Source organism: Streptomyces sp. NPDC059499 (genome assembly GCF_042749285.1).
Lineage (GTDB): Bacteria > Actinomycetota > Actinomycetes > Streptomycetales > Streptomycetaceae > Streptomyces.
Genome location: NZ_JBHYTT010000001.1, coordinates 599,952 through 620,729, shown reverse-complemented (window position 1 = coordinate 620,729; position 20,778 = coordinate 599,952). Strand labels below are relative to the sequence as shown.

At 69.9% G+C, this 20,778-nt stretch carries 20 protein-coding genes; 14 read left to right on the top strand and 6 right to left on the bottom strand.

The window, feature by feature from the left end; all coding sequences use genetic code 11:
- Positions 1–199: 199 nt before the first annotated feature.
- Positions 200–862, top strand: a complete 663-nt coding sequence (locus ACFW9O_RS02895; RefSeq protein WP_384604297.1) for a hypothetical protein — start codon at positions 200–202, stop codon at positions 860–862.
- 111 nt (positions 863–973) lie between these two features.
- On the opposite strand, the gene ACFW9O_RS02890 is transcribed toward ACFW9O_RS02895, so the two are convergent.
- Positions 974–2,047 (bottom strand): hypothetical protein, encoded by a 1,074-nt coding sequence (locus tag ACFW9O_RS02890; protein ID WP_384604295.1) that lies wholly within the window; start codon positions 2,045–2,047, stop codon positions 974–976.
- Positions 2,048–2,469: 422 nt separating this feature from the next.
- Between ACFW9O_RS02890 and ACFW9O_RS02885 the strand changes: the two genes are divergently transcribed.
- The 12 genes from ACFW9O_RS02885 (at position 2,470) to ACFW9O_RS02830 (ending at position 15,361) form a co-directional block, all read left to right on the top strand.
- Positions 2,470–3,681, top strand: a complete 1,212-nt coding sequence (locus ACFW9O_RS02885; protein WP_384604292.1) for a helix-turn-helix domain-containing protein — start codon at positions 2,470–2,472, stop codon at positions 3,679–3,681.
- Between the two features lie 118 nt (positions 3,682–3,799).
- Positions 3,800–4,087: a hypothetical protein gene (locus tag ACFW9O_RS02880; protein ID WP_384604289.1), complete on the top strand. Its 288-nt coding sequence runs from the start codon at positions 3,800–3,802 to the stop codon at positions 4,085–4,087.
- A 358-nt stretch (positions 4,088–4,445) separates the two neighbouring features.
- The gene (locus ACFW9O_RS02875) at positions 4,446–5,432 is read left to right on the top strand and encodes a MarR family transcriptional regulator (RefSeq protein ID WP_384604287.1); all 987 of its coding nucleotides are present in this window, start codon (positions 4,446–4,448) and stop codon (positions 5,430–5,432) included.
- A gap of 430 nt (positions 5,433–5,862) precedes the next feature.
- Entirely contained in the window at positions 5,863–7,110 is a 1,248-nt protein-coding gene (locus tag ACFW9O_RS02870; RefSeq protein WP_384605237.1) for an amidohydrolase, read from the top strand.
- Between the two features lie 138 nt (positions 7,111–7,248).
- Positions 7,249–8,304, top strand: coding sequence for a BMP family ABC transporter substrate-binding protein (locus tag ACFW9O_RS02865; protein WP_351175419.1), 1,056 nt, complete (start codon positions 7,249–7,251; stop codon positions 8,302–8,304).
- Between the two features lie 187 nt (positions 8,305–8,491).
- Positions 8,492–10,078 (top strand): ABC transporter ATP-binding protein, encoded by a 1,587-nt coding sequence (locus ACFW9O_RS02860; protein ID WP_351175461.1) that lies wholly within the window; start codon positions 8,492–8,494, stop codon positions 10,076–10,078.
- Positions 10,075–11,193 (top strand): ABC transporter permease, encoded by a 1,119-nt coding sequence (locus ACFW9O_RS02855; protein ID WP_384604284.1) that lies wholly within the window; start codon positions 10,075–10,077, stop codon positions 11,191–11,193. Before ACFW9O_RS02860 ends, ACFW9O_RS02855 begins: the two co-directional genes overlap by 4 nt.
- On the top strand, positions 11,190–12,452 hold the full coding sequence (locus ACFW9O_RS02850) for an ABC transporter permease (RefSeq protein WP_384604282.1): 1,263 nt from the start codon (positions 11,190–11,192) through the stop codon (positions 12,450–12,452). Before ACFW9O_RS02855 ends, ACFW9O_RS02850 begins: the two co-directional genes overlap by 4 nt.
- Positions 12,449–12,865: a cytidine deaminase gene (locus ACFW9O_RS02845; RefSeq protein WP_384604280.1), complete on the top strand. Its 417-nt coding sequence runs from the start codon at positions 12,449–12,451 to the stop codon at positions 12,863–12,865. The genes ACFW9O_RS02850 and ACFW9O_RS02845 overlap by 4 nt, the downstream gene beginning before the upstream one ends.
- A gap of 143 nt (positions 12,866–13,008) precedes the next feature.
- Positions 13,009–14,286, top strand: coding sequence for a thymidine phosphorylase (locus ACFW9O_RS02840; protein ID WP_351175427.1), 1,278 nt, complete (start codon positions 13,009–13,011; stop codon positions 14,284–14,286).
- Positions 14,287–14,384: 98 nt separating this feature from the next.
- Positions 14,385–14,975 (top strand): Uma2 family endonuclease, encoded by a 591-nt coding sequence (locus ACFW9O_RS02835; RefSeq protein ID WP_384604277.1) that lies wholly within the window; start codon positions 14,385–14,387, stop codon positions 14,973–14,975.
- A gap of 20 nt (positions 14,976–14,995) precedes the next feature.
- Positions 14,996–15,361 carry an STAS domain-containing protein gene (locus ACFW9O_RS02830; RefSeq protein WP_384604276.1) on the top strand — a complete coding sequence of 122 codons (366 nt, stop codon included), beginning with the start codon at positions 14,996–14,998 and terminating at the stop codon, positions 15,359–15,361.
- A 24-nt stretch (positions 15,362–15,385) separates the two neighbouring features.
- On the opposite strand, the gene ACFW9O_RS02825 is transcribed toward ACFW9O_RS02830, so the two are convergent.
- From ACFW9O_RS02825 to ACFW9O_RS02810, 4 genes are all read right to left on the bottom strand, one after another.
- A complete protein-coding gene (locus ACFW9O_RS02825) occupies positions 15,386–15,679 on the bottom strand; it encodes a hypothetical protein (RefSeq protein WP_384604274.1) in 294 nt (97 codons plus the stop codon).
- Positions 15,676–16,671, bottom strand: a complete 996-nt coding sequence (locus ACFW9O_RS02820) for a sigma-70 family RNA polymerase sigma factor (protein ID WP_384604271.1) — start codon at positions 16,669–16,671, stop codon at positions 15,676–15,678. Before ACFW9O_RS02820 ends, ACFW9O_RS02825 begins: the two co-directional genes overlap by 4 nt.
- A 96-nt stretch (positions 16,672–16,767) precedes the next feature.
- Entirely contained in the window at positions 16,768–17,487 is a 720-nt protein-coding gene (locus ACFW9O_RS02815; RefSeq protein ID WP_384604268.1) for a L,D-transpeptidase, read from the bottom strand.
- A gap of 86 nt (positions 17,488–17,573) precedes the next feature.
- Positions 17,574–18,884, bottom strand: a complete 1,311-nt coding sequence (locus tag ACFW9O_RS02810; protein ID WP_384604265.1) for an MFS transporter — start codon at positions 18,882–18,884, stop codon at positions 17,574–17,576.
- A gap of 62 nt (positions 18,885–18,946) precedes the next feature.
- Here ACFW9O_RS02810 and ACFW9O_RS02805 point away from each other — a divergent pair, with 62 nt between their 5' ends.
- Positions 18,947–19,900, top strand: a complete 954-nt coding sequence (locus tag ACFW9O_RS02805) for a LysR family transcriptional regulator (RefSeq protein ID WP_351175439.1) — start codon at positions 18,947–18,949, stop codon at positions 19,898–19,900.
- A 27-nt stretch (positions 19,901–19,927) separates the two neighbouring features.
- Here the strand turns inward: ACFW9O_RS02805 and ACFW9O_RS02800 are convergent, their stop codons facing one another.
- Positions 19,928–20,686 (bottom strand): alpha/beta hydrolase, encoded by a 759-nt coding sequence (locus ACFW9O_RS02800; protein WP_384604261.1) that lies wholly within the window; start codon positions 20,684–20,686, stop codon positions 19,928–19,930.
- Positions 20,687–20,778 lie beyond the last annotated feature (92 nt).

The window sequence follows — 20,778 nt, the reverse complement described above, 5'->3', positions numbered from 1 at the left end:
CGGGTCTTGCGCCGGCCCACCGGGACCGCCGATGCTCGTGTTGCCGGCCCCGGTCCTCGAAGGACACCGCCACCGTCACGGCGAGCGGCGCGGCGACCCGGTCGTACGACGGCCGGCGTGATGACGTCGGGTCGTCACACCGCCGCATCCCACGCAGGCCACCAGGCACTTCATCACGCACTCCACACGAGGGACACCCATGCCCATGCACACCCGCACCGCCGTGCTCGCCGCCGCGCTCTCCGTCGTCGCTCTCGCCGCCTGCGCGGCACCGACCCAGGCGCAGGAGGGCGCCGCGCAGGGGAAGGCCGTCACGGCGAAGAATGCCGTCGTGTCGGCGAAGGCCGTCCCGCCCGCGTTCCTCAAGGCGTCCCAACTTCCGCCGCACCCCTCGTCCGACTGGGTCGCGGGGCCGGTCACCGACGGCTTCCCGGTCGAGCTCGCCTACTGCCTGGGCGAGGGCGTACCGGCCTACGACTACCGGCACCGGGTCTTCCACACCGATCTGGACACCGGCGCCGCACAGGTCACCGTCGTCACGGGCTCCGACGCCAAGGGCAAGGCGCTGGCCGCACTGCTCAACAAGGAGATCCGCTCCTGCGCCGACCGGATCGAGCAGACCGACCCGGAGATCGAGGCCGAGGGCCGGGACTACGGCCCGCTGCCGGTCGAGGAGGGCGCGCGGGTGCACGGTCTGCACACCACGACGTCCTACGGCGCCACGGACATCCATCTGCTGTCCGTGGGACGGGACGGCCGGACGGTGACTGTCGTGAGCTGGGGGCAGATGGGGAGGTTCGCCGACGCTCCGGTGGCCGACTTCAAGAACACGACGACCACGGCGGTCAAGAGGCTGTACTGACGCCTCGACAGGCGGCATCGCGAAACCGGCCGACCACAGGACCACCGTGAAAGCCGGGGCGTCCTCCCGCCGTGGGGGATCCGGGAGGACGCCCCCCGGCGGTGCGAGCGCCTACGCCCCGGAAAGCTTGGCCGCGGTGCCCCGGGCGATCTCGAAGGCTTCCACCGGATTGCCGTCCTTGCGCCAGGGCTCGGCGCCGCACCACGGGCCGATCAGACGGAACTGCTCCAGCGCGGCGGCGTACATCTTCGACTGCACCAGGTAGTGCGCCAGCAGATGACGCAGCGAGGGCAGGTGCTCGTTGTCGGGGGCGACTTCGGCGAGCGAAGCAGCGACCTTCTCGAGGAGATCCTTCGCCGCGCGGGTGGTGGGCAGCGCGGTAGATCCCGAGCGTTTGACCAGCTCGTCCAGCGAGTGGAGGTACACGCCGGCGAGCGGGCTGCCGGGCGGAGCGTTTCGTACCGCCTGCTCGGCGAAAGCCGTCATCAACTTGTCGCTGCCGAACCACTTGGCGCACCAGTACTGGAGGCCCTGCCAGTGACCCGAGTAGTGGTGCGGGGCGCGGGAGACCAAGCCGTCCCAGAGCGGCTGGAACTGTTCGCGCTCGTACTCGGCTCCCCGGGCGGCAGTGACCATGACGACCCAGGGGCCCGGGTTCACGGGGTCGAGCAGGGCGGCCTGCTGCGCTTCCGCGATCGCGGCCGGCAGCATGGAGCGGAAGGTGTCCATCCGTTCGCGGGAGACCGCGTTGGCGTAATCGCTGCCACGGATCTCCCAGGCCCGGTGCACCATCAGCCCGGCGTGGATGGTTGCCGCATCACAGTTCCCGGGCCTGGCCGCGCGCCACTCATCCAGCCATGTGTCGTCCTCGCCGGCCACCTGCTGCAGGAGCTCGGTCCGGGACCACCGCTCGTCCCAGTCCTGACCGGCCGCCTCGACGTACGCCTCGGCCACCTGCCAGTGCCCCTCCCAGGCGGCGTCGGCCACGGCCTGCGTCTCCTTGCGCCGGTACGGCGGCGGGGGCGGGCCGGAGCGACGCGCGTCGAGAGCCTCGCGGGGCACGAGACCGTAGTCGGCGGCCACGAAGCTCTCGTTGACCCAGCGGGCGATGCGGCGGGGAGCGACAAGGAGCTTGTAGAGCACAGAGAGGAGCGCGCCGAGCACGACGGCGATGAAGATCGTCACGGATGGGAATGATCCGCCATCCCGTTACCCTCCGCAATAGTCCAGGCCAATGGTTCGGGGGGCCGCCCGAGAGGCCAGTCAGCGGTGCCTGCGCCTGCCACGGACCAGGTGCAGGCCAACGGCAGCCGGCACAGCGGCAATCAGGGCCGTAGCGATCGATCCGTCGGCCTGCGCCGTTCCGAACCCGTAGACGACTGTGAGGAAGGCGACAAACAGGAAGCCTCCTCCGAGGTACCGCTCCCGCGCTCGGACCGTCATCGCTGCCCACCCTCGTTGTGCGAACTCAATGGTCCAGCCCTGCGTAGGTAGAGCGGCGCAGGCGCTCGCCGGTTCCGACGGACCCTTGGCGGCACCGGATGGGCGAGACGCGCTGTACGACTGGGGCGTAGCGTGTTCACCCAGACCTGTTCGCGGGGGTGACCATGCATCAGGAATCGGACATCGGCGACCGCATCGCCCGGCTGCGCCGGCGGCGAAAGCTGACTCAGGAAGGCCTCGCCGAGCGGGCGGGAATCTCGGTCGATGTGGTGCGCAAGCTGGAGCAGGGCGTACGCAGCACTGCCCGGCTCACGACGCTCAATGCCTTGGCCGGCGCCCTGGATGTCGAGCCATCCAATTTGGTGGGTCAACCCTCGACCTTCGAGGTGCGCGACGAGCAGGAGCAGCCATCTGTGCTGGCCTTGCGCCAAGCGGTCTCTCCCGTCGCCGACTTACTGGGAGAAGAGTCGGATCCCGAGGAGTCACCGTCCCTTTCGGATCTGAGGGCGGCCCTGCGGTCCACGGAACGTGTCCGGCGCGAAGGTCGGCTCAGTGAGATCGGCGCGCTGCTGCCGCAGTTGATCAAAGATGCCCGCGCTGCTGTACGAGCGCACACCGGTGCGGAGGCCGCCTCGGCGCAGTCGGTGCTTGCGGAGGCGTACCAGGTCGCGGCAACCACCCTGACCGCACTCGGCAAGGAGGACGCGGCTTTCACTGCTCTGGAGCGGGCTGCGGAGGCTGCACGCAAGGGCGATGATCCGCACCTGGAAGCCGTCGGGATGTCCAGTCTGGCCTGGGTCCTGACCAAGCAGGGGCGGCTGGCCGACGCGGAGCGGGTTGCGACGACTGCGGCCGAACGCATCGAGCCCAGGTTCCGATCCCGTCCTGTCGAGCTGTCCGTCTGGGGAATTCTGCTGCTCAGGGCCGCGACGGCAGCGGTGCGTGCGGGACGCCACGACACGGTGCGGGAACTGTTGAACCTCGCAAGTGCGGCCGCTGCCCGGATCGGCACGGACCGGCTCGACTACGCGACTCCGTTCGGCCCGACCAATGTGGGCGTGGCCAAGGTCAACTTCCTGGTGGAGATGGAGGACGGTGCCGAGGCACTGCGCACGGCACGTTCTGTTCCGGAGTTGCAGTCGCTCCCGCCCACATGGCTCGCCCGCTTCCATGTGGACAGGGCGCTGGCGTTCTCGGAGTTGGACAAGCGGGAGGGTGCGGTTCAGGCACTGCTGGCCGCCGAGCGTGTTGCTCCTGAATGGATGCGGTACCACTCGACGAGCCGCCGACTGGTGACCGATCTGCGGGGCAGGGAACGCCGTCGCGTTTCGCCCGTCGCGGAGCTCGCCGACAGGCTCGGCCTGGACGGTGGGTAGGACAGGCCGTCCTACTCGGCTCGCGAAGTCGCACCGAGCGTCCCTGTCGGCTCCTGTACGCGCGACCTAGCGTGGCGGAGCCGTCACCAAGGACGTTCCCGACGAGAGCAGGTCCCGTATGCCGAATTCCGCCGCTCGGTTGCTGCCCTGGGTAAGCGAAGGGAAGGTCTGCATTCTCGTCACCGACGAGGGCGTGCCCGGTCCGGTGTCTCGTGTCGCGGAACGGGTCGAGGCCGTGCAGTTGGGAATGGCCGCCGAGCTGATCGGGCATGCGGAGGCCATGCTGGACGCTCCGCGCGCCGATGCGGGAGAGCTCCGCTATCTCGCTGCCCGTCTTACGGAGGCGTTGCGGGCCACCGTGCGGGTTGCGGCCAGCCGTGGCGGGCGGTTGCGGGGAGATGGATGAACGGCGACCCGGGCTCGAAGCTCGGGTCCCGAGGCTCGGGGGTCGAGCGCCAGGACAGGGACGTTCACTCGTTCGGGGGTACGTGGACGGGCGCGGACCCGAGTCTTGAGCTTCGGGATTCGGGTGTCGGGATGCGAGCTTCGGGGTCCGAGCGCTGTCTGTCATCCGGTAGGTAAAAGAAGGGTTTGGGAAAACCTCCCCACCCTCCCTGACCCGTCACGGCCAGCAAGTATGACTAATCGTGACCGACTTGCGGCGGAGTGTCGCGCCTGCTTACGGTTCCCACAACTGAACGACCCCGACTCGGTGTTGAACGCACCGTGCCGGGGTCTCACCCCAAGATCGAAGGACCGATCTCGTGGCTATCGAGCACCCTAGCTCCGCCCTGCGCGCACCCGCATCCTCGCGCCCGTACGCGAAGGCCAATCCCGGCTACGGCAAGCGCTCCGTACCGGATCAACGCCCGCCGTCCCCTGATGACTTCGTGTTGATGCCGGAGCGGGAGCGCCACATCGCCGGGTACGTGGACAGGCTTCCCGACGGCGCCGCCATGGACATTAAGTCGCTCGCCAAGTGCCTTCCCCCGTACGGGCAGATGGCTGTCGGCAGCGCGCTGAGGGCGCTGGGTGTCGCCGGTCACCTGCGCCACGTCCGGTGCCTGGCCGCTGTCGGTGACGGGCAGGTCCGCTGGGTCACCCGGACCTACTGGTCCAGGACGGCCCGCGACAACGAGTGGTGGAACATCCACCTCCAGGCCGAGGGAAACCCGGAACCGCCCACGCCCTTCGTGATCCCGGCACCTTCCGCGCCCCTCACGTCCGGCGCTGTCGAGGCCCCCGTCGTACCGCAGCAGCGGACCCCGGAACCGGCATCGGCGCCGGAAGCCGCATCCCCCCAGGGCGACTCGGGCAACTCGCCCGCCTATCTCGCCCTGGCCCGGCTCGGCCGCGTCGATCCCCGGCTCGCCCTCTCCGCCGCCGACTGCGCCGTCCTGGAGGAGCTGGCCGCCGAATGGCTCGCGAGGGGCGTGGACACCGACTACCTCGTCCAAACCCTCGTGGCCGGTCTCCCCGCAGCCGTCGACTCACCGGTCGGATTCGTCAGGCGCCGACTGCGCGACAAGATCCCGCCCCACCTGCCCACTGCACCGACGCCGGACGCCCCCGTACGCCGACTGATGGTCGAGTGCACCCAGTGCGGCGCCCCCGGCCGCCCCGAGGCACTCCCCGACGGCCTCTGCCGGTCCTGCCGCACCACCGCCCCGGACACGGCCCCGGTGCCGACCGCCGAACGTGATGTCACCGCTTACGTCGGTACCCTCCGCGAGCTGCTCAGGCTGCCCTGACCGCCGGAAAGCACACGATCTCCACCGGACGATCGCGGGCCGGCACGCGAGGCCGGCGGCCTCGGACGCGTGCTCGGTCACGGGTCACGGCGTGCCGCCGAAGAGGGAAAGCGTCCGGACTGTCGTCACGTCGTCGAGGCGAGACCGCTGACGCGGGATCGCGGCGCCCCGCAGACTTCCCCTTCCACCGGCGTGGACGTTCGGGGGCCAGGACGCGCACGGGCATGATCGGGCGGGCCGGGAGTCTCGAGCCCGCGTACGACCGCGCTCGCGCCCCACTCGCGCCGCCGTGGAGAACGGCGGAGTGTACCCACCGTTAATACCCGTCACACGCCGCAACGCCAACTTTTGTTCCTCTAAGCGGCTGAACTTTTATTGATCTGTGGCCAGTTGAGGGGCCCGGGGGCCTACCCTTCACTGGGTGAACCAGTTGAAGTCCCGCGCGTCCCACGAAGAAGCCGAGCTGGCCGGAGGAGTCGCCCTGCCCGGCGCGCTGCCCGGCGCCCTGTCCGATGAGCTGCGTGCCGAGCTGATCGCCTTCCGGCGTGACCTTCACATGCACCCCGAGCTCGGCAACCAGGAGTTCCGTACCACCGCGGCCATCAAGGCCCGGCTCGAAAGGGCGGGACTGAAGCCCCGGGTGCTCTCGACGGGGACCGGGCTCATCTGTGACGTGGGACGGCGGGACGGCGACACGCGGAGCATGCTCGCGCTGCGGGCCGACATCGACGCGCTTCCGATTCCGGACACGAAGGCGGGCGTCTCCTACCGGTCCACCGTGCCCGACCGGGCGCATGCCTGCGGGCACGACGTCCACACCACCACGGTCCTCGGCGCCGGTCTCGTGCTCGCCGAGCTCGACCGGCAGGGCCTGCTGCCGCACCCCGTGCGACTGATCTTCCAGCCCGCCGAGGAGGTCCTGCCCGGCGGCGCTGCCGACGCGATCGAGGACGGGGCGCTGGAGGGCGTCCGGCGGATCATCGGCGTGCACTGCGACCCGAAGGTGGACGTGGGGAAGATCGGGCTCCGGATCGGTGCGATCACCTCCGCCTGCGACCGCCTGGAGGTCACCCTCGACGGGCCCGGCGGGCACACCGCCCGGCCGCACCTGACCACCGACCTGGTCACCGCGGCGGCCAGGGTCGCCACCGACGTGCCCGCGCTGCTCGCCCGGCGCGTCGACGCGCGCTCGGGGCTCGCTCTCACGTGGGGGCGGCTGGAGACCGGGCACGCGCCCAATGTCATCCCGCAACACGCCGAACTGTCCGGAACGGTTCGCTGCCTCGATCTGGACGCCTGGCGCGAGGCACCGGATCTGGTGCACGCGGCGGTCGACGAGGTGGCCGGAATGCACCGGGCCAAGACCGTGATCAACTACATCCGCGGTGTGCCGCCCGTCGTGAACGACGCGGAATCCATCGGGCTGCTGGACGCCGCGATGACCGCCCGCCGCGGATCGTATTCGATCGAGGACACCGAACAGAGCCTGGGCGGGGAGGACTTCTCCTGGTACCTGGAGCACGTCTCCGGCGCCATGGCCAGGCTCGGAGTGCGGACGCCCGGCGACACCCGTGGTCTGGACCTGCACCGGGGGAACTTCGACGTGGACGAGGAGGCGATCACGGTTGGAGTGGAGCTGTTCACCGCCTCGGCGCTGCTCGACGGCAACCGCTCGTAACCGGACAGGACACCTTCTGTTCGCGACGATCCGATAACGGCTTACGTACAGGTCCTTATCTGACATCTACGCGCGTTACGATCGCGGCGAAACCAGCGCCGGAAGAGGCGCTTCGGTCAGGTTTGAAGGAGCCTTCCCTTGCGCCGGATCACCAGGATTGCCACCGTGGGCTTTATGTCCGCGGCGCTCGCACTCAGCGTCACCGCGTGCGGCGACGACTCGTCCTCCTCGGACACCGGGTCGTCGTCGTCCACGGACAACAAGGCCGCCATCGCGTACGACATCGGTGGCCGCGGAGACCAGTCGTTCAACGACGCCGCGTACGCGGGTCTCGCCAAGGCCGAGAAGGAACTCGGTGTCAAGGGCACCGAGGCCGAGCCCTCCGAGGGCGAGTCGGACGCGGACAAGGTCCAGCGCCTCACCTCGCTCGCCCGCGCCGGCAACAACCCGGTCATCGGTGTCGGCTTCGCCTACGCGCCCGCCATCAAGAAGGTCGCGCCGAAGTTCCCGAAGATCACCTTCGGCATCATCGACGACGCGTCCGTGACCGGCGCCAACATCGCCAACATCGTCTTCAACGAGGAGCAGGGCTCCTACCTCGCGGGTGTCGCCGCCGCCAAGGTCACCAAGACCAAGACGGTCGGCTTCATCGGTGGTGTCGAGACCCCGCTGATCAAGAAGTTCGAGGCGGGCTTCGCCCAGGGCGTCGAGGACACCGACTCCTCCGTGAAGGTACTTCCGCAGTACCTGACCCAGCCGCCGGACTTCGGTGGCTTCTCCAAGCCCGACCTCGGCAAGGCCGCTGCCCAGGGCCAGCTCGCCCAGGGTGCCGACGTGATCTACTCGGCGGCCGGTCTGGCCGGTTCCGGTGCGATCGAGGCCGTCTCCAAGGCCGGCAAGTGGAACATCGGCGTCGACTCCGACCAGTACAACCAGGAAGGCCTCGCCGCCTACAAGAAGTCCATCCTGACCTCGGTCACCAAGGACGTCGAACTTGCCGTCTTCAACCTGATCAAGTCGGTCCAGGACGGCAAGCCGCAGACCGGTGAGATCCGCTACGGCCTGGACAAGGACGGCGTCGGCCTGGCCATGTCCAACCCTGCCTTCACCGAGATGACCGAGGTCATCGCCGCGGTCGACAAGGCGAAGCAGGAGATCATCGACGGCAAGATCACCGTCAAGACCACTCCGTAACGACCCCGGTCGTACGTCTGGTTTCCTGTGGGCCCGGAGCGCGCGCATCACTGCCGCTCCGGGCCTCCGGAGTAACTTCCCCGAAGAAGATCCGCCCGTCTGATTTACGATTCGGCAGCGCTACGCGTGTAGACAGCCCTCAGGCGCGATAACTTCACCCCGCCCCTTTGCCCCTCCGCCCCCGCTCCTGTCCGGCCAAGGAGAGTGCGTCATCAACGCGTCCAGCAGCCCCCCTGCCGTAGAACTGCACGGCATTACCAAGCGTTTCCCCGGCGTCGTCGCCAACCACGACATCGGCATCACCGTCCGCAAGGGCACCGTCCACGCCCTCGTCGGCGAGAACGGCGCCGGCAAGTCGACGCTGATGAAGATCCTCTACGGCATGCAGAAGCCGGACGAGGGCACCATCGCCGTGGACGGCGAGCAGGTCTCGTTCGGCAACCCCGGCGACGCCATCGCGCGCGGCATCGGCATGGTGCACCAGCACTTCATGCTCGCCGACAACTTCACCGTCCTGGAGAACGTCGTCCTCGGCGGCGAGCAGTTGTACGGCATCGGCTCCGCCGCGCGCAGGAAGATCAAGGAGATCTCCGACGCGTACGGCCTGGGGGTCCGGCCCGACGCACTCGTCGAGGACCTCGGGGTCGCCGACCGCCAGCGCGTGGAGATCCTCAAGGTCCTCTACCGCGGCGCCCGCATCCTCATCCTCGACGAGCCGACCGCGGTGCTCGTGCCGCAGGAGGTCGACGCGCTCTTCGCGAACCTCCGCGAGCTCAAGGCCGAGGGACTCACCGTCATCTTCATCTCCCACAAGCTCGGCGAGGTCCTCTCGGTCGCCGACGAGATCACGGTGATCCGGCGCGGTACGACGGTGGGCACCGCGGATCCCGCGCACACGACCACCAAGCAGCTCGCCGAGCTGATGGTCGGCAGCGAGCTCCCCTCGCCCGAGACCCGTGAGTCCACGGTGACGGACGTGCCGATGCTGCGCATCGAGGGGCTCTCCCTCAGCGTGACGGACCCGGACGGGGTCGTCCGTGACGTCCTGTCCGACGTCGGCTTCACCATCCACAAGGGTGAGGTCCTCGGCATCGCGGGCGTCGAGGGCAACGGGCAGACCGAGCTGATCGACGCGCTCATCGGCATGCGGGCGGCCGACAGCGGCGTGATCACCCTGGGCGACGACGACATCTCCCGCGCGCCCACGCGCAAGCGGCGCGAGGCGGGCATCGGGTACATCCCCGAGGACCGGCACCGGCACGGAGTCCTGCTGGACGCACCGCTCTGGGAGAACCGCATCCTCGGCCACGTCAGCGAGAAGCCCAACAGCCGCGGGTTCCTGCTGGACCCCAAGGCCGCCCGTCAGGACACCGAGCGGATCGTGCGCGAGTACGACGTCCGCACCCCCGGCATCGAGGTCACGGCCGGGTCCCTCTCCGGCGGCAACCAGCAGAAGCTGATCGTCGGCCGCGAGATGAGCCACGAACCGAAGCTCCTCATCGCCGCCCACCCCACCCGTGGCGTGGACGTCGGCGCGCAGGCGCAGATCTGGGACCAGATCCGCGCGGCCCGCCGCGAAGGGCTCGCCGTCCTGCTCATCTCGGCGGACCTGGACGAGCTCATCGGGCTGTCCGACACCCTGCGCGTCATGTACCGCGGCCAGCTGGTCGCGGACGCCGACCCCGCCACCATCACCCCTGAGGAACTGGGCTCGGCCATGACCGGCGCCGCCGCCGGTCACCTCGAAGCAGCACCGGAGGACGAGGCCCGATGAAGAAATTCGACAAGGACCGGCTGATCCTGGGCTTCGCCGGGCCGGCACTCGCCCTGGTCGTGGCCTTCGCGCTCGCCACCGTGGTCCTGCTCATCTCGGACCGTGATCCGTTCGAGCTGTACCGGCTGCTGTTCGAGCAGGCGTCGTACCCCGACGTACAGGTACTGATCATCAATCAGGCCGGTACGTACTACCTCGCCGCTCTGGCGGTCGCGGTCGGCTTCCGGATGAACCTCTTCAACATCGGCGTCGACGGCCAGTACCGCCTCGGGGCCATGATGGCCGCCCTGGTCGGCGCGAGCGTCAGTCTTCCCGGACCGCTCCACATCGCCCTGATCGTCGTCGTCGCCATGCTGGTGGGCGCGTTCTGGGCGGGCATCGCGGGCATCCTCAAGACCACGCGCGGGGTGAGCGAGGTCGTTTCCACGATCATGCTCAACTCCATCGCGACCTCGCTGATCGCCTGGCTGATCCTGCCGAAGAACTTCGGTGAGCAGGCAGCCGGTTCCAACAACCTGACCACGGGCGAGATCCCGGAGTCGGGCTGGTTCCCGGGGCTTTCCCTGGGCGCCGAGGCCGGAGAGATCTACGGCTTCACCTTCGTCGCCGCCGGCTTCGGCCTCGTCTACTGGTTCGTCCTGAACCGCACCCGGTTCGGTTTCGACCTGCGCGCCACCGGCGCCAGTGAGAGTGCCGCCCAGGCGTCCGGAGTGGACGCCAAGAAGATGATCCTGACCTCGATGCTGATCTCCGGCGCGGTCGCCGGTCTGGCCGGAATGGCGACGCTGCTGGGTGACACCCACACGTACAGCCTCGACTTCCCGGTCGGTATCGGCTTCACCGGCATCACCATCGCGCTGCTCGGCCGTAACCACCCGGTGGGCATCGCCCTCAGCGCCCTGCTGATCGCGTTCCTGGACAAGGCGTCCTCGTCGCTCGACCAGTTCGGGTTCGAGAAGGAGATCGCCACGATCATGCAGGGCCTGATCGTGATCTCCGTCGTCATCAGCTACGAACTGGTCCGGCGTTACGGGACCCGCCGTCAGCAGCAGAAGGTCGGCGAGGAACTCGCCGCCGGCCACGCCCTCACGACCGAGAAGGAGGCGGCCCTGTGAGCACCCAAGTACCTGCCGCACGCGTCGCCCCCAAGAAGGGCGGCGGACGCCGCAAGCTCTCCCTGCCCGTCGTCCTCCTGATCGTCGCCGGTGCTCTCGCCCTCGTGTCGCTGGTCCGCATGATCAGCGGCGCGGAGGACGTGACCTCCGTCGGACAGGTCGCGGGCGCCCTCGAACTGGCCGTCCCCATCGGCCTAGCCGGTCTCGGCGGTCTGTGGGCCGAGCGGGCCGGCGTCATCAACATCGGGCTCGAGGGCATGATGATCCTCGGCACCTGGTTCGGTGCCTGGGCGGGCTTCCAGTGGGGCCCGTGGGTGGGCGTGCTGTTCGGCATCATCGGCGGCGCGCTCGGCGGTCTGCTGCACGCGGTCATGACCGTCACCTTCGGCGTGAACCACATCGTCTCCGGTGTGGCGATCAACATCCTCGCCGTGGGAGTCACCCGCTACCTCTCGAACTTCACCTTCGCCCAGGAGCAGGGCGGCTCCTCCAAGCAGTCCCCGCGGCTCGAGGAGATCGACAAGATCACCATTCCGGGGCTGTCCGACTGGATGCAGGACCTGCAACAGGAACACTGGTTCTTCGTCTCCGACCTCGCCGGCATCATCGGCGGGCTCGTCACCGGACTGTCCCTGCTGACCGTCGTCGCCCTGCTGCTGATCCCCGCCACGTGGTGGATCCTGTGGCGCACCGCGTTCGGCCTGCGGCTCCGCTCCTGCGGCGAGAGCCCGGTGGCCGCCGAGACCCTCGGCGTGAACGTCTACAAGTACAAGTACATCGCCGTCGTCATCTCCGGCGGACTGGCCGGGCTCGGTGGTGCCTTCCTCGCCATCGTCGCCACGAGCATCTACCAGGAGGGCCAGACCGGCGGCCGCGGTTACATCGGTCTCGCCGCGATGATCTTCGGTAACTGGATGCCGGGCGGAATGGCCCTGGGTGCCGGGCTCTTCGGCTTCACCGACAGCCTCAAGCTGCGCGGTGGCGCGGAGAACGTGCACGCGATGCTGCTGCTCCTGGCGATCCTCCTGGTGATCGCCGTGTTCTGGCAGCTGTACCGGAAGAAGTACGTGGGCGCGGTGATCGCGGCGGCCTGCTCCGCGCTGCTGTTCACCTGGTACGCGCTGACGGACCAGGTCCCGAGCCAGTTCGTGGACGCCGCTCCGTACGTCACCACGCTGCTCGTGCTCGCACTGTCGGCGCAGCGGCTGCGGCCGCCGAAGGCGGACGGTGTGCCGTACCGCAAGGGCGAGGGCAAGTGACACCGGCGTCCGCGGACGCCGGTGTGGCGCCGGTCGACTGGGAGGCGCTGCGTACGGCCGCCCGGGACGCGATGTCCCGGGCGTACGCCCCGTACTCGGGCTTCCCGGTCGGCGTCGCGGCCCTCGTCGACGACGGCCGCACGATCGTCGGCTGCAACGTCGAGAACGCGTCGTACGGCCTCGGCCTGTGCGCCGAGTGCGGCTTGGTCTCCCAGCTGGCCGCCACGGGCGGCGGCCGGCTGACGCACTTCACCTGTGTGGACGGCAGGGGCGCGGTGCTCGTCCCGTGCGGGCGGTGCAGGCAGCTGCTGTACGAGTTCGGCGGGCCGGAGCTCGTCCTGGAGACCCCGGAAGGTTTCCGGACGCTCGACGAGATGCTGCCGCAGGCGTTCGGGCCGCATCACCTGAGGTAGTGAGTGAGCGGGGCCGCCGGGGTCGTCCGGCGGCCCCGCCCCCAATCGCCGGGCTGGCTCGGTGTTTTGTGAACAAGAATCTCTATGCGCGTAGAGTCATTCGGGACTCTTGCGTACGTACCGGCCGGAAGGACTCCAAGGACATGGACGCCATCTCCGTCATCCGCACGAAGCGGGACCGCGGCGAGCTGAGCCCCGAGCAGATCGACTGGGTCATCGACGCGTACACCCGCGGCGAGGTCGCCGACGAGCAGATGTCCGCGTTGGCCATGGCGATCCTGCTGAACGGTATGAACCGCACCGAGATCGCCCGCTGGACCGCCGCGATGATCGCCTCCGGTGAGCGGATGAACTTCGACGCGCTCTCCCGCCCCACCACCGACAAGCACTCCACCGGCGGCGTCGGCGACAAGATCACGCTGCCGCTCGCCCCGCTGGTCGCCGCCTGCGGCGCCGCGGTGCCGCAGCTCAGCGGCCGGGGCCTCGGCCACACCGGCGGGACCCTCGACAAGCTGGAGTCCATCCCCGGCTGGCGGGCGCACCTCACCAACGCCGAGATGCTGAACGTCCTGGACACCACGGGCGCCGTGATCTGCGCCGCGGGCGACCAACTCGCCCCCGCCGACAAGAAGCTGTACGCGCTCCGCGATGTCACCGGCACCGTCGAGGCCATCCCGCTCATCGCCAGCTCGATCATGTCCAAGAAGATCGCCGAGGGTACGGGCGCGCTCGTCCTGGACGTCAAGGTCGGTTCCGGCGCCTTCATGAAGACCATCGAGGACGCCCGCGAACTGGCCTCCACCATGGTCGCGCTGGGTACCGACAGCGGCGTACGGACGGTCGCGCTGCTCACCGACATGTCCACCCCGCTCGGCCTCACGGCGGGCAACGCCCTGGAGGTACGCGAGTCCGTCGAGGTCCTCGCCGGCGGCGGCCCCAAGGACGTCATCGACCTGACCCTGGCGCTGGCCCGCGAGATGCTCGACGCGGCCGGGCTCAAGGACGCCGACCCGGAGAAGGCGCTCGCCGACGGCTCCGCGATGGACGTGTGGCGCCGCATGATCTCCGCCCAGGGCGGTGACCCGGACGCCGAGCTCCCCGTCGCCCGCGAGCAGCACGTGGTGACGGCCCCGTCCTCGGGCGTCCTGACCCGACTGGACGCCTACGACATCGGTGTGGCCGCCTGGCGCCTCGGCGCGGGCCGCGCGCGCAAGGAGGACCCGGTCCAGGAGGGCGCGGGCATCGAGCTGCACGCCAAGCCCGGTGACACGGTGACCGAGGGCCAGCCGCTGCTGACGCTGCACACGGAGACCCCGGAGAGGTTCGAGTACGCGCTGAAGGCGCTGCCCGACTCGTACGACATCGCTCCGGCCGGCACACCGTTCGCCGCCACGCCGGTCGTGCGGGAACGTATCGCCTGACCTGGTGTTTTCCCTTTCGGGTGAACGGGACCGGTGGACCACCACCGGTCCCGTTCGGCATGCTGGACTCGGTGACGCACCGATAAGAGGAGACCGCCATGAGCGCACTCACTGTCGATCCCGGGCCGGGTCACGGCCAGGACTGGGACGACCTCGTCCGTATCTGGGAGGAGACGGACGCGCCCGAGGGCTGCAAGGTGGAGATCGTTGAAGGGGTCGTCACCGTGTCGCCACCGCCGTCCGATGAGCACAACATCACCGCGGAGTTGTTGCAACGCCGGCTCTACGCCGTGCTGCCAGAGGACTGGGGTATCTACCAGACGGTTGGTGTTTCGGTCCCGGGCCAGGACGGGCTCTACATCCCGGATCTGGTGATTCTGCCCCGTGACACTCTGGCCGGGACCGGCAGTCCCGTTCCGGCCGGGGAGGCTTTGCTCGTCGTGGAGATCACCTCCAAGGCGAATGCCAACCATGACCGCATCAAGAAGGCACACGGCTACGCGAAAGCGGGTGCCGAACTTTTTCTGCTCCTCGACCCATGGCACTCCGGTCGGCCCACTGCCACTCTCTACGGTGCCCCGGAACGTGGCACCTACCGTGTCCTGGAGTCGGTCGAGTACGGCGAGAAGCTCACCCTCCCCGAGCCGTTCGGGCTGGACGTGGACACCGGGATGTTCCCGGTCAGCTGAGGCTGTTTCGTCGTGAGCCGATGAGTTTCGGGCGTCACGCCGGTCTCTGTGGTGTGGATGCCATGACCCCGAACGCCCTCGTCCTCACCGGCCGCATCACCAGGGCCGATGTGCCGGGACTCTGCGCCGAGCTGGAGGCGCTGCTGCGCGGCCGCGAGGACGCCGGTCCGCCCGCGGCGGTGGACTGCGATGTGGGCGGTGTCCTGCGCCCGGACCTCGCCCTGGTCGAGGCGCTGGCCCGGCTGGGGCTCGTCGCGCGCAGGGCCGGAGGCGTCGAACTGCGGCTGTGCAACGTACCGGGTGAACTCCGGTCGCTGCTCGACCTTGTGGGTCTGGCCGACGTGGTGGACCTCGGTGGTGGGGACCAGGCGCGGGACCCGGTCTGATCCGGACCGCACCCGCGTCCCCGGTCAGCGGCGGGACTCGGAGTAGACGCACAGGTGCTGGACCACCCGTCCGTCCACCTGCTCGACGCTCCGCAGCCACTCGCCGGGGTCCGGCGACGGTGTGGCGCCGGCCCTCGCCCGGGACGCCGAGCACGGGCCTTCGGGCTGCGGTCCCGGCTCGGCACCGGCCGGAGAGCTCGGAACGGGGGAGGGCCCCGGCCCGGCGGTGGCCGTGGGCTCGCCGAGCCAGAGCGTCACCGCCCAGCCGCCCGCCGCGAGGAGCGCCCAGCCGATCACCACCGGTCTGCGCACCCTCACGAGGCATCTGCCTCCAGGTGGTCGGGGAGACCGAACAGCGGGAACCAGCGCGGGGTGTCCAGGAAGCAGTGCATCCCGGTGATGGCACCCTCCGAGATGTCGATGACCTGCACCGCCCACGGCACGAAGCCCGGCCCGTCGGGATTCGGCTTGTAGTGCGCGAAGGCCGGGGACCCGTTGGCCCGGGTCGCCACCAGCCGCGAGCCCGCGCAGCTCGCGCCGATGCTGAGCATGAAGCCGGTGATGTCGTCGTGCCCCTGCAGCCACAGGTCGAACGGCGGCATGGTCATCACGGCGTCCTCGTGGAGCAGCGCGGTCAGCGCCGCCATGTCATACCCCTCGAAGGCCGCCACGTACCGGTCGAGGAGCTTGCGCTGCTCGTCGTCCAACGGGTTCGCGGTGTCCGGAGCCGATCTGTCCGTGTCCGCCAGCGTCGCCCGTGCCCTCTGCAGGGCGCTGTTGACCGAGGCGACCGAGGTGTCGAGGAGCTCGGCGACCTCGCTCGCCTTCCAGGCGAGGACCTCGCGCAGGATCAGCACGGCGCGCTGCTTGGGCGGCAGGTGCTGCAGCGCGGCGACGAAGGCGAGGCGCACCGACTCACGGGCCACGGCGGCCTCGGCCGGGTCGGCCACCGAAGGCAGGATGCGGCCGTCCGGCATCGGTTCGAGCCAGGTGTTCTCCGGAAGCGGATTGAGCGCCGCCTGCGCCAGCGGCGTCGGGCCGGTCAGGTCGACCGGCCGCGCCCGCTTGTTGCCCGCGCTCAGCATGTCCAGGCAGACGTTCGTCGCGATCCGGTACAGCCACGAGCGCAGTGAGGAACGGCCTTCGAACTTGTCGAAGTTGCGCCAGGCCCGCACGAGCGTGTCCTGGACCGCGTCCTCCGCCTCGAAGGCCGAACCGAGCATCCGGTAGCAATAGCCCGTCAGCTCGGTCCGGTGTCCCTCCAGACGGCTGTCGATACTCGCCCCGGCCGTGGCTGTCAGATCACTCATCGCTTCACCTCAGTTGCGCTGTGACACCGCTCACTCAGCACTGTGGAAGCTACCGCAGGCCACTGACAATCGGGCGGGAAGCGCGGAAACCGCTGCTCAGGTGCCGGGCTTGCGTCCGTACACGAAGACGTCGTCGCCGTTCTTCAGCAGGTTCCAGTATGACTTCGCGTCCGCCGGGCGCATGTTCACGCAGCCCGCCGAGCCGGGGTTGTTGTACATGGACTTGGTGACCGAGTGGAACGCCTGGCCGCCGTCGAAGAACTGCGCGTACGGCATCCGGACGTCGTAGAGCGTCGACCAGTGGTTGATGCTGCGCCAGTAGATCTTCCGCGCGCCGGTCCGCGTCTCCGCGCCGTTGCGGCCCGTCCGCACCGGCACCGGACCGAACTTCAGCTTGCTGCCGTCCTGGATCCAGGTCAGCTGCCGGGTCAGGTCCACGCACGCGATGCGCCCCTTGTTGGTGGGGCACTTCTTCGCGGCGTTGGGATTCTTCCCGGCCGCCTTCTGGGCGGCGATCGTCTTCATCGTGCGCCAGGTGACCGGCCCGGCGTATCCGATGGCCGGGGTGATGCCCTTCGCCACCTGGTACGAACGGATCGCCTTGCAGTCGGCCGTCGACTGCCGGCCGTCGGCGGTCAGCCCGAGGTTCCTCTCGACCTGTATCTGGTACGGCCCCTTGGCCGCCGTGCAGGAGGCCGCCTGGACGGAGGTCCCGGTGCCCAGGACGATGGCCGGTGCGGCCACCAGACCGGCGACGGACAGTGCGACCCCGCGCCGTGTCCCCGCGCCGGTGCGTATCTTCCCCGAGATTGTCATGTACGCCTGCTCCCCTTCGCGCGTCCGCGCCGTGTCTGTCCCTGTTGGACGCGCGTGGGGGAGCGGTGGTTGTGCGTGCGCAGGTCTCAGTTCTGCATTGCTGCCGACGGCACGGCCGGGCGGCGCTCCGCCCGTGCGGCCCGGGTCCCGTACAGCGTGATCGAGACCACGCCGAGGACCGCGAGGAGACCCAGGAAGACCGTGCCCGCCCAGCCCCCGGTGTGGAAGGCGACGGCGCCGAGCGTGCCGCCCGCGCTGGAGCCCAGGTAGTAGGCGGACTGGTACAGCGCCGAGGCCTGGGCGCGGCCCGTCGTCGCCGTGCGGCTCACCGAGGACGAGGCGACCGCGTGCCCGGCGAAGAAGCCGGCCGTGATCAGGACCAGGCCGAGCAGGACGGCGGCGAGCACGTCCGCCAGGGAGAGCAGCAGGCCCGCGGCCGTGGTGGAGACGGCGAGGTAGAGCGCCCCGCGGCGGCCCAGCCGGGCGACCAGCCGGCCGGCCGCGGCGGAGGAGAGCGTGCCCACGAGGTAGATCAGGAAGATCGAACCGATGATGCCCTGCGGGAGGTTGAACGGCTCCCCGACGAGCCGGTAGCCGATCACGGTGTAGACCGCGCCGAACACCGTCATGAACAGGGCGCCGATCGCGTACAGCCGGCGCAGGAGCGGGTCGGAGAGGTGTCCGCCGACCGTCTTCGCCAGGGCCCTCGGGTTCAGCGAACCGGGGGTGAAGTGACGGGCCTTCGGGATCATGAAGTGGAAGACGACCGCGCAGGCGAGGGCGAGCAGCCCGATCGCGCCCAGCGCGGCGCGCCAGCCCCACAGCTGTGCGACCCATCCGGCGAGGATCCGCCCGCTCATGCCGCCGATGCTGTTGCCCGCCACGAACAGGCCGATCGCGGCCACCAGTGCCTTGGGCCGCACCTCCTCGGCCAGGTAGGCCATCGCGGAGGCGGGCAGTCCGGCCAGCGCCGCACCCTGGATCACGCGCAGCGCGATCAGCCAGTCGAGCGACGGGGCGAACGGGACGAGCAGCCCGACCAGTACCGCGACCGTCAGCGACGCCGTCATCATCTGGCGCCGCCCGAAGCGCTCCGAGAGGGCGCTCAGCGGCAGTACGCACAGCGCCAGCGCGCCGGTCGCCGCCGAGACCGTCCAGCTCGCCTGGCCGGCCGTGGCGCCGAAAGAGGCGGAGACGGCGGGCAGCAGCGCCTGGGTGGAGTAGAGGAGTGCGAAGGTCGCGACCCCGGCGGCGAACAGCGCGAAGCTCATCCGGCGGTAGCCGGGACGGCCCGGCTCGAGGCGGTCCGGGTCCGGGGCGGGGACGGCGGCGACGGGCGATGACGGAGCGGAGGCGCCCAGCACGATGGTGGACGCCCCGGTACTGGCAGGAGGCATACCCCGAACGTAGGGCCCGGCGTTTCATGCGTCCAATGCATGAACTCGTCATAATCGTTCCCATGGTGCATCAACACAGCTCACGGCCTCGGCTGTCACCGAGTAGTTACGAAGAAGACATTCGCCAAGTGCTCGCGCCACGCCTTGCGTACTTCGAGGCGGTGGCCCGCCACGAGCACGTCACCCGTGCCGCGCACGAGCTCGGCGTCCCGCAGTCGACGCTGTCGCGGGCCATGGTGAGACTTGAACAGGATCTGGGTGTCGCCCTGTTCGCCCGGCGTGGCCGCACCGTCTCGCTCACCCCGGCGGGCCGTACCTTCCTCGGCTCCGCCGAACGCGCCCTGGCCGAGGTGGAGAAGGCCGCCGACTCGGTACGGGCGGACGCCGACCCGACGGCGGGCAAGGTCGCCTTCGGCTTCCTGCACACGATGGGCTCCGAGACCGTGCCGGCCCTGATCCGCGCCTTCCGGGCCGACCACCCCCGGGTCCGCTTCCAGCTCGTCCAGAACTACGGCGAGGCGATGATCGAGCGCCTGCGCGCGGGCGACCTCGACCTCTGCCTCACCTCGCCCGTCCCCGACGCCCCGGACCTCGTGACCCGCCGCCTGGACGAACAGCGGCTCCGGCTGGTCGTACCCGACGACCACCGGCTGGCGGGCCGCCGCCGCATCCGGCTGGCCGAGGCCGCCGACGAAACGTTCGTCACCCTCGAACCCGGTTACGGCCTGCGGCGGATCACCGACGACCTCTGCGCGGAAGCCGGCTTCACGCCCCGCGTCGCGTTCGAGGGGGAGGAGGCCGAGACGCTGCGCGGCCTGGTCGCGGCAGGGCTCGGGGTGGCCCTGCTCCCGCCGCCCGCGGTCGCCCGGCCGGGTGTGGTCGAACTGACGGTCACGGCCCCGCGCGCGGCCCGTGAGATCGGGGTCGCATGGCTCGACGGCCACCCGGACACGCCACCGGTGGCCGCCTTCAAGCACTTCCTGCTGTCGCGCAGGGGAAACCTGCTCCCGGACTGACCGCGGCAACTGCCGCCGCCCGGCCGCTCAGTAGCGCAGCGACTGCCCGAACCCCGCCGCCAGCGGCATCCGCAGCCCCAGCGGGGGCGGCGCGGCGAACGCGTCGGCGACCGGCCGTGCGTACGACCCGGCGAACAGCGAACCGCGGATGAAGTCCGCGGCCAGCGCCACCACTTCGGCCCGGTGCTGCCGCAGCGCGTGTCCGTCCGAGTGGACCTCGAAACGGCAGGTGTCCGGGTTGGTCTTCTTGGTCCGCTCGGCCAGCCGGTAGGAGAGCTCGGGATCCGTCCGGGAGTCGTTCGTGCCGTGCACGATCAGCACCCGCCGCCCCGCCAGGTGCTTCACCGGCTCGGGCTCCGGTGCATCGGAGCCGGGCAGCCAGGGAGCCATCGCCAGTACGGAGGTGACGGCGGGGTGCCCGCCCGCACGCAGTGCCGCCCGGCCCCCCATCCCGTGCCCGACCAGGCAGACAGGGATGTCGCCGTAGCGGCGAACGGCCTCGTCGGCGGCCCATTCCGCGTCCGGTACCGGGTCGCCGTCGGTGTTCCAGCCGCGGCGGCGGTAGTGCACCACGTGCACGGCGAGGCCGTCGCCCTGCCCGGCCCGCGCCAGCGTCCGGGCGAACGGCAGTTGTATCGCGTACGAAAAGGTGGAGGGGCGGCGCAGCGAGTGCGTCTCGCCGTCCGGGAGCAGCAGGACCACGCCGCTGACCTCAGGTGGTGCTCCGGCCGTGTGGACGGCCCGTCCCAGCCTCGCAGCAGGCAGGGGAAGTGCGCGCTGTGCCATGACAGAACAGTGTCAGAAGGGCAGATGTATTCCACCCGACATCGCGGTCACTGTTACGCATCGGCAGCCTGCGCCCAACAGCGCTCTACGCG